Consider the following 13406-nt stretch of genomic DNA (forward strand, 5'->3'; position numbering starts at 1 on the left):
CTCCATCACTGTTTAATTCCTGACACTGCAATACTGGCCACGATGTGCTTTTGAAGCAGCAGAAACAAAATTGTTAAGGGAATCGCGCTTAACACCGCCACGGCCATTCTGGGACCGTAATATACGCTGTTCTGCTGTGCATTAAACATAGCCACGCCTACGGAAATCACCTGCTTTGCCGAATCACGGATAACTACCAGCGGCCATAAGTAGGAATTCCAGTTAGCAATCACCTGAAGGATACTTAATGTAGCCATAACCGGTTTTGACAGAGGAAGAATGATGCTGAAGAAAACACGCCATTCTCCCGCTCCATCCAGATATGCCGATTCCGCCAGTGAATCCGGGATTGATGCAATATTCTGTCTTGCAAAGAACACGCCGTATACGTAGGCAAAATTCCCCAGGATCAAAGGCCAGTATGTATTTAAAAGCCCCCAGCTCTTATACTGCAGATACAGCGGTACAAGCCTCGATTCAAAAGGAACCATCATGACAGCAAGCATAAAAATATACCAGAACTTCTTTCCGACAAAATCTCCTTTTGCGAATGCATACCCGCACATAAGGGAGAAAAATACGGAAATCAGGGTGTTCACAATTGTAATGAAAATCGTATTTCCATAGTATCTGGCCAGGTCTATCAGTTTTGCAGCGGCCTTATAGTTAAACAGAGCAGCTTCGTACGGTAACCATGAAAACGGCGGAAGTGCTGTCGTCGCGGCACGGTCAAAGGACAGAACAACCGCCCACCACAGCGGTGTCAGAATAATTGCCAGAATGACCAATAAGATAACGATTATAACTGATTTTCTGATTTTTGCTTTTCTCATACTCATTTCTCCTCATCCAAAAAGCCCGTCAACTTAACATTCAGCATGGTAAACGCAAATACCATAACAAATAAAATCATTGCTCCGGCTGAGGAAATACCATAGTTAGGCACTTCAAAGCTAAACTGATAAATATACATTAAAATTGTCTGCAGAGTGCCTCCCGGTACGCCTGCAGAACTGTTTCCGCCTATGATAAACAGATCGGTAAATCTGGATAACCCATTAATCATCGTCGTTACAAGCAAGAAGGAAAAGCAGCCTCTCATGCAGGGAATCGTTATATAGCAGATTTTTTTCCAGCCGTTGGCTCCGTCAACAGCCGCCGCATCATAAATTTCTGTTGGCACAGACTGCATGCTTGCCAGATTAATCAGCATGGAATACCCCATATTCATCCAGCACCACAGGATCGTCGCTCCGATCTTTGCATATTTAGCATTGGACAACCACCCAATGGTTATCTCACGCCCCAGAATCCGGCTTAAAAATGTATTTAATAGTCCCCCATCCCCCTGTAAAACAGCCTGAAACATCAGAATTACACTGACTCCTGTAATAATATTGGGAAGATAGAAGCCAATTCTGAAAAAACTCTGCGTCTTACCGGAACCGAGACTGTTAATCATAGTTGCCAGTATAAAACCCAAAGGAATTGTCAGCAGCCCCAAAAGAGCCAATAAAACAGTGTTCCATAAAGATTTTAAGAAGGTTGACTGTGTCATCAGGACCTTATAATTTTTTAGTCCCGCGAACTTTTCTCCAAATCCGATTACTGACACGTCAAACAAGCTGTATTTGATTGTTGTAAGCATAGGAAGGTAAACCAACAGCAGCAGCGTTACAATACTGACAATAATAAAAGAGTACCATGTCATCTGTTTTTTTATCTTTCTTTTTGTCCATTTCTTTTGTTTCATCATACCTCCTGCTTTCTATCAGGAGATGGGAAATGGTCAGAACCATTTCCCATCATTATGCCTGTGTTACTGAATGGATTTCAAATATTCATCGACCGAGTTTTGAAGTGTCTTAACTGCTTCTTCCGGTGTTGTAACCTGATTAAGCAGATCACTGATAACGACACCCATCGTCGAGGTTACCGGCCCAAAACTCACATTATTAAAGAAATCATTAGTGGAATTGTTAAAGCCATCCGGTATCTCTTCCATGGCTCTGTTAATAGCCTGAACCTTATCACCCATTTCCGTCTTTACGAATTCCATGCCAGATGGATTATTAGGAATTCTTCCGCAATCGGAAACCCATTTTGATACGGTTTCATCCGTAGATATGAATTTCAGGAATTCCCATGCCCATTCTTTATTCTCACTGGTCTTGCAGATCGCCACATTGTTGCTTCCCATAAAAGCGGATGGTTTTCCTTTATACTCTCCGGCTTCTATGGCCGGCATGTTCCAGAAAACAAACTTATCTTCGACTCCGGCCGCCTTCGCTTCTTTATAATGCTTATATGCACTCTGATCCCAGCGAATTGCCGTATCGTTTTCAGCCGTCAGGGTTTTATCGACGTTGACGCCTTCTCTTACATTGGAGCTGCAGTATTGCCCCAGATCCTGAAGCATCTTTAATGCTTTAACCGTGCCATCGCCTGTAAAATCAACCTTACTGTCCAATGGGGTCTTTCCGTACGTAATTACTTTGGCGTCAAACCCTGAGGCCATCATCTGATAATTAAAAAAGCTGTTGGCGGTACTATTCGTATCTACCAGCTGAACCCCATACGTCTGTTTTCCGGTAACCGGATCAATTCCCGTCATCTTTTCCGCCATGGCAAGCATATCTTCCCATGTCCAGTCCTCCCCCGGGAGTTCCACGCCGTAATGTTCGAAAATATCCTTGTCCAGATATACGATCATAGGATCAACCACATACTGAATCCCGGTTGTTGTGGATACGGAGAGATCGTTTACCGCATCCGTACGTCTCTGTTCCACTGCATAAATCTGCTTCCGAAACTCCGGATCTGCTTCTAAATAGCTGTCCAAAGGCTCTACAAGATCACATATACTGGCCCCGTGCAGTATCAGATCGATTCCCCCGCCCAACACTGCCGTCTGTATGGAAGACTGCCAGTTTTCCCATGGCACGGCTTCAATTTCCACATGAACGTTGGGATGCAGCTCGTTCCACTTATTTACGACAACATCGTATCCCGGTGTCTCTTCCCCTGTAATCATGTCCAGACTTCCCTTTTCTCCCTGCTCTGCAAACAGTCCCGGCCCATATACATGCAGGGTTATCTCTTCCTCGCTGGTTCCCGCCTCCCCGCCGCTTTCCGCCTGGGTGGTCTGTGACGCCTGCGCTGACTGTTCCGCAGCCGCCACCGTACTTTCTACTGCTTTTGTCTCATCCCCCGATGAACCACAGCCAGATAAAAGTCCTGCAGCCATTACTGTTCCCATTAATAACGTCAGATGCTTTTTCATAGTAAATCCTCCTCCGATATAGTTTTATAAATGGATTCGATGACTCTGTATCTTCATAAGATATGTGTATATTTTAGCAAATGAGAGTTAGTTTACAACAAATATATTATACTGTTTGACAAATATATTTGTTTCTGCGTTTTGCCGGAAAGGATAAGCCAGCCAAGCGAAATGCAAAACAACGCCGGGTCCTGATAAAACCAGGTTCCCGGCGCTGCTGTTACCATTACTTATGTACTTTTTCCTATTTCCTCATGAGCTCACGAATTCTACATTTCACCTCTTCCCCCACAAACGCTCCATCAATCGCATACTCATTCATTTTCTTAAGTTCCTCTTCCCGGAATCCCAATTCACTCATAATCAATTCCGCCTCCCGCTCCAGGGAAGTGTCGGATACCGTCATATTATCGGTATTATACGTGACTCTTATGCCCCTGTCGAAAAACTTCTTCAGAGGATGCTCCTTGATTCCGGCCACAGCCTTTGTCTGCAGATTGCTCACCACGCACATCTCCAGGGTGATCTTCTCCCGTTCCAGCAGCCTCATGCAATCTTCCGACTGAATGGCCGCGCAGCCGTGCCCGATTCTCTTCGCGCCAAACGCTACGGCTCTCGCCACATTCTCATAATCTCCGCATTCCCCGGCGTGAATCGTAAACGGTACCCCGGCCTGATACACCCGCTTAAACATTCCTTCAAAATGTTCCATCGGAACGAATCCCTCAGGCCCGGCGATATCGGCTCCGATCACACCGTTCACGGTCTTTTCTCCGAAAAACACCTTCGCCAGTTCCATGGTCTCCGCATTCTCCGCATCGCTGCCGTTTACCATGGCGCAAAGCAGTACACCTGCGTAAATTCCGGTCTCCAGACATCCTGCTCTCACGCCTTTCACAACGGCTTCCACCGCCTGTCCCTGCGTAAGTCCCTTCTGTTTATGAAGCTGCGGTGCAAATCGAATCTCTGCGTAAACCAGCCCCTGCCCGGCCAGCCTTTTCACCAGATCACAGGCCGCATATTCCAGTGCCTCCTTTGTCTGAAGCAGAATGCCTGGCAAATCAAAGCATTTTAAATAATCCGGCAGGCTTTCACAGTTTTCGCCTACCGACAGCATTTTTTTTACATCCTTCCCTTTAAAGTCATATTCAATTCTATCTGCCAGTGTTTTTACTGCATCAATGGACAGCGATCCATCGAGATGCAGGTGTAAATCCGTTTCCGGTCGTTTCATAATCAATCCCTCGTTTCTGCAAAATGATAGATTCAGTATAACATAATCATATAATTCGTGAAAGAGCGTTTCCAGTTGTATTTTTTTGAAAAAAGCATTATGATTAGAATCAGGATACGGACCTCCGCGGCAGATCAATCTTACATAAAAAGGAGCTTCATGAAAAACAAAAAAGAAAACAGCAATACAGGTAATACCCATTCCTTAGACCCGTCTTTCATCTGGAAAGATGCGGCCGGGCTCATCACAAAAGAACTGGGAAAATCCGTAGGAAGTGAACGAATTTATATTCACTTGGACATTGTACCTCCGGGTGCTTTCAGCACATCGTATCACAGTCATTCCTGCCAGGAAGAGTTCTTCTATATTATGTCAGGAACCGGAACACTTCGTCTCAATGATGAAAACTATCCGGTCGGACCAGATGACTTTCTCGCCAAACCCGCGGGCAAAAACATCGCTCATTCCTTCTACAATTCCGGCAAAGAGAATTTATATATTCTTGATATCGGAACCGTAGATCCAGAGGATACCTGTTACTATCCGGACGAGCAGATGTATCTGCACAAATCAAATGGAGAGAGAAGAACTTACCGCGCGGATGCCACCGAAAGCGACTGGTCTTCCGCCCCGAATGGTCATTCGCCCGCTCTGCGTACGAGTCACCGTGACACTCAGCCATGCAAACCCAAGAAAGGAGAATAACAATAATGGACACTATGAACGCAATCCGCAATCGCAAAAGCTTTCGCGGCCCCTTTACAAACGCTCCCGTATCGCGGGAAGATTTGACCGAACTTCTGGAGGCTGGTTACTTAGCCCCCTCCGGCTGCAACTTACAGACCACCAGGCTGATCGGCGTGGATGATCCGGAGCTTCTGGCCGGACTTGCCGATATCTACAGCCACGAATGGGCAAAGGGAGCCACCGCCGCTATCCTTCTGATTGGCAGCTACACCATGTCACCCAGCGGAGTTTCCTACCACGTCCACGATTACTGTGCAGCCGCTGAAAACATCTATCTGGCTGCCGCCGACAAGGGCCTTGGAACGGTGTGGATCGAAGGACAGATCCGCGGAGAAAGGGCAGAAAAGATGGGCAGATTACTGGGTGTGCCGGAGGATCAGACCGTCTATATCTATATGCCGGTGGGTTATCCCGCAAAACCCGGTCCTGACGCCAAAAAGAAGCCGTTTGAGGAACGGGTATGGTTCAACGGATACGGGGGCGCCAAATCATGCACTTCACCAGAATAATGAAAAAAACAGGCGTTCTCACCTTCCTTGCCCTGACTCTGGCCCTGAGCCTGACCGCCTGCTCAAAAAGCCAGGCAGAGGAAGCGGATTCCTCCTCCCAGACATCCACGAAGCAGTCTTCGGCCTCCGATACAGCCGGACAGCAGACCGCCGCTGTCGATTCCACAGCCCCGTCTGCCGGCCAGATCTACTTGTTCGGTGAGGAACATGGCGTGGAAAAAATCCTGAATAAAGAGGTTGAAATATGGAACGATTATTACCACAACCAAAATATGAGACATTTATTTGTGGAGCTTCCATACTATACCGCAGAATATTTAAACCTGTGGATGAAGTCGGACAGCGACGACATCCTCGATGCCATCTACGATGACTGGGACGGCTCCGCCGCCCACAATCCTTACATCAGGCCATTTTATAAGGCAATTAAGGAAAACTGTCCCGAGACCATTTTCCACGGAACCGATGTGGGGCACCAGTACTTCTCAACCGGAGAGCGATATCTGGCGTATTTGAAAGAAAACGGGCAGGAAAACTCCGAGCAGTACCAGTTTTCACAGAAGGTTATCGAACAGGGAAAATACTATTACGACCATTCTGACGATGTCTACCGTGAAAACATGATGGTAGAAAACTTTATCCAGGAATACGATAAGTTAAATAACCTAGACATTATGGGCATCTACGGAGGCGCCCACACAAATCCCGAGTCCCTTGACAGCACCGGCACCATTCCATGCATGGCAAACCAGCTAAAGGAGCATTACGGTGATGTCATACATTCGGAGAACCTGGCTCTGGCAGTGAAAGACGACACTCCCGTCCGAACCGACAAACTCACCGTCAATGGAAAAGAGTACGAGGCTTCCTATTTCGGGGAACAGGATTTAACAGGCTTTAAGGATTATTTATCCCGTGAATTCTGGCGCCTGGACAATGCATACGATGATTTTAAGGGCTGTGCTTTAACCGGAGAGCAGCTTCCCTATCGCAATTACCCCATGCGGATCGAAACCGGACAGGTCTTTGTCATAGACTACACAAAAACCGACGGTTCTGTTTCGAGGCAGTATTACCGGTCTGACGGAAACCAGTGGAACGGATCTCCGTCAACGCAGGGCATTACCGTGGATTAGTCCCTCGCGGGAGATAGATGGAAGGATATGCAAGCATGTCTTTCTGCTCATGTATATAAAAATGGCTGCGCCGGAAAGTACTATGAGATATACTGTGCTTTCTGACGCAGCCATTTTCACTTGTTTCTTATGACACCTGACGGTTCGATTTCATCTCTTATATTCGTTTCATATATTCATCCATGGCTTCCGCCACCACTTTGGAATAGGCGGCCGCCTCCACCACAGTTCTCGCGCCCAGCACCACGTCGCCGGAGGCGAAGATTCCCGGGATTGTTGTCTGGCCGTTCTCATCGGTCATCAACAGGCCATTGGGCGAAGCCTTCAGCCCTTCCGTCGTATTGACGAGCTTGCTTTTCGGACCCTGGCTGATGGAAATGATCGTGGAATCGGCGTAAATCTGTTCCCTCTTCTCATTGACACCGGTCTGATTGCCCTCCGCATCGTAAAGTATATTTTCAAACACCGGTCCATCATCTGTGATCTCTGCAATCTGTTTCCCAAACTCGAAAGCCGCGCCATCCAGTCTGGCATAGGCAGTCTCATGTTCACTGGCATTGCTGGCAAGGCCTCTCGCATATAAGGTCACCTCACGGGCGCCGTGGCGAATCACGGTACGGGCCACGTCCATGGCCGAATTCCCCATGCCGATAATCGCCACCCGTTCTCCCAGATCGTAGGCGTCCGGATTCGCCAGATAGTCGATGGCATAGTGTACATTTCCAAGGGATTCCCCCTTGACGCCCAGGGTCTTCGGCCTCCAGACTCCGGTTCCGATAAAGATGCTCTCGTATCCGTCCCGGAACAGATCTTTAATCTCCAGCGCCGTGCCGATGGCCGTGTTGGGCCTGATCTTCACGCCAATCTCCAGCAGCTTTTTCTTATAGCGGTCCAGGATCGTCTTCGGCAGACGGAACGCGGGGATTCCATACTGAAGGACTCCTCCGATCTTATCCTTCGAATCGAAGATGGTGACGCTGTATCCCTTCTTTGTCAGCAGAATAGCGATGGTAATTCCAGCCGGGCCTGCGCCGATAACTGCAACCTTCTTTCCATTTTTCGGCTGACACTCAATCTTCATCTTATCAAAAATAGTATCGGAAATGTAATTTTCAATGCTGCTGATATGGACTGGCTGTCCTTTTCTGCCAAGTATGCAGTGGCCCTCACACTGATTCTCATGATTACATACCAGAGAGCAGACTAAGGACATGGGATTATTGGCGAATATCATATCTCCCGCCCGGTTTAAATCGCCATCCTTAAACGCCTCGATCATCTTTGGAATCGGTGTGTGTATCGGGCACCCCTGCTGACACATAGGCTTCTTGCAGTTTAAACATCTGTTTGCTTCATCAATCACATGAACAGCCATGACAATCCCTTCCTTTCGCTGTTTGGAACACTGCTGTATTTTGTATACAATTATTTTTGTCCACATCATAGCACAAAGGAAACCAGTAATCAATATCTGGACTTCATGTATTGAAAAAAATAAATTTTGATATTTTATTATCTTTTTCGTTTATTTTTAAACGATTTAAACGTTACAGTTCACTCCCCTCACTTCTTATCCCCCCAGATCACCGCTACAACGGCACAGAGAATTCCGCTGATGGGGTAAACGATCCAGGCAATTCGGAACATATCCCATGCCAGCCCCAGATAGAGGAAGAGAGCCGTAGCCAGAAGCATGATGACGCCGCACGCCTTTCCCACGATCGCCTCCCCTTTCTCTTTGCTCCCATCGTGGCGCTTATTGTATTCCTCGACCTCGTACTTTTCCTTCTGAATTCCAAAGTACACAAACATGCCAACCGCAATGGTGACACAGAGCAGGAAAAAGCCGCCGGAAAACTGTTCTTTTAAAGGAATGTTTATGGAATCCAGCGCTATATTCACACAGATTCCAAACAGGATCAAACATACTGCAAAAGCGATGGCAATGCCGAATCTTCTGGTGAAGACGGAACGCTCTTCTTCCGAATAAAAGTCCTGGATATGTGGATATTTCTTTTCAAATGCTTCCATGTTGATGCCAGTCACAATCATAACGGCCACCGACACACCCACGACTGCAATCAAAAAGATCGCCAGAATATCCTCATGAACGATTCCATCCAGGAAAGCCATCAGCGTGACCGCTGCCAGAATTAATGTAACGCAGCCTGTTATGCGATGGGAGAAGCTGTTCATGAAACGGTCGTATCCCGCAGCATCCGCCTGGTCCTCCAGCGTCATATCTCCCTTGACCAGGGAATCCATGTCACAGTGAAACATATCGCAGATGATTAACAGTTTTTCCATCTCCGGATAAGACTGACCTGATTCCCATTTGGAAACCGCCTGCCGTGATACCTCCAGCTGCTCCGCCAACTGTTCCTGGGTCAGATTGTTTCTTTTTCTCAACACTTGTAAATTATCAGAAAAGCTCATATATTTTCCCTCCTGTAGGATATATTTTATATTTTTATTCTACAGTTGCATGGCCGCCACTTCCACCAACCTGACGTAGCAATTCCATTTTTTTCATGCTACTTGCGGTTGCATCCCTTATTTCAGGCCAAAAAGTCAAGAAAGGCCGGCCGCATGACCTGCCTCCTGGCAGCCCGATCATGCGGCCGGTCCTCCCTCACGGATAACCGTTCCTTCACAACCCTGTCTACTGTTTATCGACCACATCATATCATAAAGGGAGGGTTGACACAATATATATAAGTCAAAAATGCACTGCAGCTGCTGCCCTTATTCCTGCAGCAATAAATATTTCCCCATCTCTCCCAGCGATTCAAAGACCGCGTCCGGCTTCACTGCTGATGTCTCCAGATCCTCCGGCACAGTCTCCCCCGTCAGAACCAGAAAGCCTTTGCCTCCATGATTCACACCGGTGGCGATATCCGTATAGAGCCGGTCCCCTACGAAGCCGATCTGCCCGACGGGAACCTTCATGCTGTCCACGATCATCTCCACTGTCTCCTTATAGGGTTTCCCAAAATAGCGAGGTTCCCTTCCCGTAGAAAGGGTGATTGCCGCACAGATGGCCCCGCAGTCCGGCAGAAAGCCCCCCTCGACCGGACAGTTGATGTCCGGATGGGTCGCCATAAAGGAGGCGCCTTCGCGGATCAGGCGGCAGCCTCTGTCCAGCTTTTCATAGGTCAGCGTCATATCAAAGGCCGTCATCACGATCTCCGCGTCATCCTCCGATAACCGAATTCCGGCGTCTGCAAACTGTCGCTCCAGCTGAGGCGTTCCCATAAGGTAGACACGCTGATCGCCGTAATAAGTCTTCAGGTACCGGATAGTCACGTCCCCTGCGGTCATAATCTGTGATCTGCTTATATTGCAGCCCATGCGGTGAAGCTTTTCTATGTACTCTTCCGGCGCCCTTGACGTGTTGTTGGTGAAAAACAGAAACTGCTTTCCCCGTTTCACCACCGCTTTCAAAAAATCCAGCGCGCCGTCTATCATCTTTTCCCCGCAGTAGAAGGTGCCATCCATATCGATGACAAATAATTCCGTCTGATCCAGCAGACATTTTTTGCGTTCCTCTGTCTCATACATTTCCTTCATTTTTTCTTATTCTCCGGCTAAACTTTCTAAGATTTTTCGATCCTCTTCATAATCGCTCACTGAGGCCTCATTGTACTCCAGAACCATGGACGCCTCCGGCGTATCCGCTTTGACGCCTTTCATAAACGCTCTCCACTCCATATTGCCCTTGCCAATCCGCAGATGACTGTCCGAATCTCCAAAATTATCATGGAGGTGATACCCGGCCAGCTGACCTTTTAGCTCTGCCTGAAGCATTCTCACATCATAACCACTCATATTTCCATGACCGGTGTCGTAAAGCGCGTGCAGACCGGAGTTTTCCTGAAACAGGCGGGTAAAATCCTTCTGGCTGAAAAGACCGCTGCCGCCGGGACACGGAACATTTTCAATGACCAGACCGATCCCATTGCTTTCACAGATTTCAGAAAACCGGTTAATCCGTTCCATACATCTGGCTCTCAGGCGCTCTTTCTCCCTCTCATTCAGCTTCCGGCAGCCCCCGCTGTCGGTATGAACCACGTAATGCGTACCGGAAAACCGGTGATAGAGGTCAAATGGCTCCGAGAGATAATCAAACAACTGATCGTCCGATATATCACTGTCCATATGGTAAAAATCAAACGGCGAATGGATGCTGAATGATTTCCGTTTCCCCCGATAACAACGTTTCAGCAGCTCTGTCCAGTATCGTTCCGATGCCCAGCCATAAAAAATCTCTATTCCGAAGTGCTCCGGCAGCAAGGCCATCTGACTGCCGGTAAGACAGGTAAAGCTTAAAGAACTGACTGTATACTTCATGTTGCCCTCCATGATCCAAAGAGACGGTCTGCCGCCTCTTCCAGCATTCCCAGATCCCATAATAGCCTCGTGCAAATATATTTATCCCGTATATCCTTTGTGGCCAGAAATGCTGTCCTGACATCGTCCGCAGACAGGCCCAGCTGCGCCGGACTGACCGGTACTCCTGCGAGGAGAAGCCGTTCTTTCAGCCACTCCTCATCCGGCAACTCTTCCCTGATAATCTTCTGTATTTCATCCCATCTGGAAAGAATGATCTCCAGCCGCTCCTTATGCAGCATCTTGTCGTACTTCTTTTCCTCGTCCTCGCGCCGGATTATCGTGTCGGCCGCAGTGCCGAACACCCGCCTCACAAAGGCTCTCCACTCCTCCGGATCAAAATCTTCTGCGTGCCTCAGCGCCCTTTCACGGTCCGGCTCCAGCTGTCCAATATATTTGAGCACGGGAATTGTCAAAAGCGTTCCTACCCCTACGGAGATTCCGTGAAGGGAACGCGGCTTCTTCTGCTGAAGTGCCCTCATCTCCCAGATATGGGAAAAGTAATGCTCGGTCCCGGAAGCCGGTCTGGAAATTCCGGCATAGCTCATGGCGATTCCGGAAAGCACCAGACCGAAGGCCGTATCCCCCGCCGCGTCTTCGTTTCGCTCTGCCAGCTTCGCGGAAGAATCCATGCAGGTCTTTAAGGACTTTTTTACCAGCTCCGCGATCTCCCCGCAATAGTATTCTCCTGTGATAACATGGGCAATCTTCCATTCGCAGATGCTGACATACTTTGCAGCCATATCACCGATTCCGGCCTGAATCATCTCCATCGGCGCCTGTGCGAGAATCGCGGTATCCAAAAGAATCCCTTCGGGGCATTTGGAAGGCAGGGAAACCTTCACTCCGCTTCGAAGCATGGAGGAGGTATTCGACGCGTACCCGTCCATGGAGGGAGCTGTCGCCGCGATGAGATAGGGAAGCCCTGTCATATCCGCCACAATCTTGCAGATATCGTTGATCGTTCCCGAACCAACTGCCACGATGCCGTCCCACTGCCTGTCAAACTGCAGGGCGAGAGAGCCCACCCAGAACTCATCCGGTTCCGGACGCCTGGAATCCATGACAAAAAAGACAGGCTGGATCCCCGCTTCCTTCAAAATCTCACAGACCATTTTTCCTGTTTTCTGCGTATTCCGATCCGCTGTCACGACAGGGTTCTTCATTCCCCGCTCCTTTGCCATGACCGCGATTTTCCACAGAATGTTCTTTCCCACTTCGATCTGCCTTACTGGCGACTTGTGCAGCCTTTTGCAGGAACAGGCCACCCCTTCGTCCCACAGCAGGCTTTCAAGTGGCATTGAAGCCAAAGTTTTTCCTTCCATTCCGCGCTCCTTCCGCTGTTTCCTATGATGTTTTTTTCATCTCCGCCAGAACCACGTTTCTCAGACGGCTGACATTATCTGTAAAAGAACTTCCCTGCCAGTATATACTGCTGCTGCCGGCGACAAAGACGTCGGCTCCTGCCCGCGCCATCACCGGTGCATTTTCAAAACTGACATTCCCGTCCACCTCAATCAGAATACCGCTTTTCTCTATGGCATCTAAATGCGCCCTCAAATCTTCAATCTTCTTTAACGTGGCCGGAATCAGTTTCTGTCCTGAAAATCCTGGATTAACAGTCATAATTAAGATCATATCGATCTCATCATACAGGTAATCCAGATAACAGAGAGGCGTCGCCGGATTAAGAGCCACACAGACCCTGGCCCCCTTCTTCCGTATTGTTTCGATGATCTTCTGGATATTCTTCGTAGATTCCACATGAACGCTCACCACATCCTGGGGAAGCAGCTCAAAATAGTTCAGCTTTTCTTCCGGCTTCTCCACCATCAAATGGATATCCAGTGGTATCCTGGTGTCCTGATGCAGCCTGCGTATCAATTCCGTACCAAGTGTATAATTTGGCACAAACGTGCCGTCCATGATATCGACATGGATATAATCACAGCCGCTTTTCTCCAGATCCCTGAGATGGGGTTCCAGATTCATAATGTCCGCGCACATAATAGAGGCCGAAATCATTGGGTTCATACCGCAGTCCTTCTCCTTTCCTCAAACGGCTGCGGGACCGCTGCCATTTCTGACAGCAGCCCCGCAGTGTATGT

Annotated in this window: 13 protein-coding genes; 3 read left to right on the forward strand and 10 right to left on the reverse strand. The window is 48.3% G+C overall.

Annotation, left to right across the window (positions count from 1 at the left end; genetic code table 11):
• Positions 1-5: 5 nt before the first annotated feature.
• The 4 genes from M1L66_RS26745 to add form a co-directional block, all read right to left on the reverse strand.
• Complete coding sequence (locus tag M1L66_RS26745) at positions 6-833, reverse strand: carbohydrate ABC transporter permease (RefSeq protein WP_187019730.1); 828 nt, start codon at positions 831-833, stop codon at positions 6-8.
• Between the two features lie 2 nt (positions 834-835).
• A complete protein-coding gene (locus M1L66_RS26750) occupies positions 836-1756 on the reverse strand; it encodes a carbohydrate ABC transporter permease (protein ID WP_187019732.1) in 921 nt (306 codons plus the stop codon).
• 63 nt (positions 1757-1819) lie between these two features.
• The gene (locus tag M1L66_RS26755) at positions 1820-3283 is read right to left on the reverse strand and encodes an ABC transporter substrate-binding protein (RefSeq protein WP_434688861.1); all 1464 of its coding nucleotides are present in this window, start codon (positions 3281-3283) and stop codon (positions 1820-1822) included.
• Between the two features lie 244 nt (positions 3284-3527).
• Positions 3528-4517 (reverse strand): adenosine deaminase, encoded by a 990-nt coding sequence (gene add / locus M1L66_RS26760; protein WP_434688862.1) that lies wholly within the window; start codon positions 4515-4517, stop codon positions 3528-3530.
• Positions 4518-4676: 159 nt separating this feature from the next.
• Between add and M1L66_RS26765 the strand changes: the two genes are divergently transcribed.
• Genes M1L66_RS26765 through M1L66_RS26775 form a run of 3 tightly spaced genes read left to right on the forward strand, consistent with a single transcriptional unit; the run spans position 4677 to position 6909 of the window.
• Positions 4677-5222, forward strand: coding sequence for a cupin domain-containing protein (locus tag M1L66_RS26765; protein ID WP_243270180.1), 546 nt, complete (start codon positions 4677-4679; stop codon positions 5220-5222).
• Positions 5223-5227: 5 nt separating this feature from the next.
• Positions 5228-5773: a nitroreductase family protein gene (locus M1L66_RS26770; RefSeq protein ID WP_187019738.1), complete on the forward strand. Its 546-nt coding sequence runs from the start codon at positions 5228-5230 to the stop codon at positions 5771-5773.
• Positions 5755-6909, forward strand: coding sequence for a hypothetical protein (locus M1L66_RS26775; protein ID WP_434688863.1), 1155 nt, complete (start codon positions 5755-5757; stop codon positions 6907-6909). Before M1L66_RS26770 ends, M1L66_RS26775 begins: the two co-directional genes overlap by 19 nt.
• 157 nt (positions 6910-7066) lie before the next feature.
• Here the strand turns inward: M1L66_RS26775 and M1L66_RS26780 are convergent, their stop codons facing one another.
• The 6 genes from M1L66_RS26780 to rpe form a co-directional block, all read right to left on the reverse strand.
• Positions 7067-8284 (reverse strand): NAD(P)-dependent oxidoreductase, encoded by a 1218-nt coding sequence (locus M1L66_RS26780; RefSeq protein ID WP_187019742.1) that lies wholly within the window; start codon positions 8282-8284, stop codon positions 7067-7069.
• Positions 8285-8472: 188 nt separating this feature from the next.
• The gene (locus M1L66_RS26785) at positions 8473-9345 is read right to left on the reverse strand and encodes a helix-turn-helix transcriptional regulator (protein ID WP_187019743.1); all 873 of its coding nucleotides are present in this window, start codon (positions 9343-9345) and stop codon (positions 8473-8475) included.
• A gap of 309 nt (positions 9346-9654) precedes the next feature.
• Positions 9655-10479: an HAD-IIA family hydrolase gene (locus M1L66_RS26790; protein ID WP_187019745.1), complete on the reverse strand. Its 825-nt coding sequence runs from the start codon at positions 10477-10479 to the stop codon at positions 9655-9657.
• A gap of 6 nt (positions 10480-10485) precedes the next feature.
• Positions 10486-11259 (reverse strand): sugar phosphate isomerase/epimerase family protein, encoded by a 774-nt coding sequence (locus M1L66_RS26795; RefSeq protein WP_187019747.1) that lies wholly within the window; start codon positions 11257-11259, stop codon positions 10486-10488.
• Positions 11256-12623: a sn-glycerol-1-phosphate dehydrogenase gene (locus M1L66_RS26800; RefSeq protein ID WP_187019748.1), complete on the reverse strand. Its 1368-nt coding sequence runs from the start codon at positions 12621-12623 to the stop codon at positions 11256-11258. The genes M1L66_RS26795 and M1L66_RS26800 overlap by 4 nt, the downstream gene beginning before the upstream one ends.
• Before the next feature lie 22 nt (positions 12624-12645).
• Positions 12646-13332 (reverse strand): ribulose-phosphate 3-epimerase, encoded by a 687-nt coding sequence (rpe, locus tag M1L66_RS26805; RefSeq protein WP_434688864.1) that lies wholly within the window; start codon positions 13330-13332, stop codon positions 12646-12648.
• Positions 13333-13406: the final 74 nt, after the last annotated feature.

Source organism: Hungatella sp. SB206 (assembly GCF_051132295.1).
Lineage (GTDB): Bacteria > Bacillota > Clostridia > Lachnospirales > Lachnospiraceae > Hungatella > Hungatella effluvii.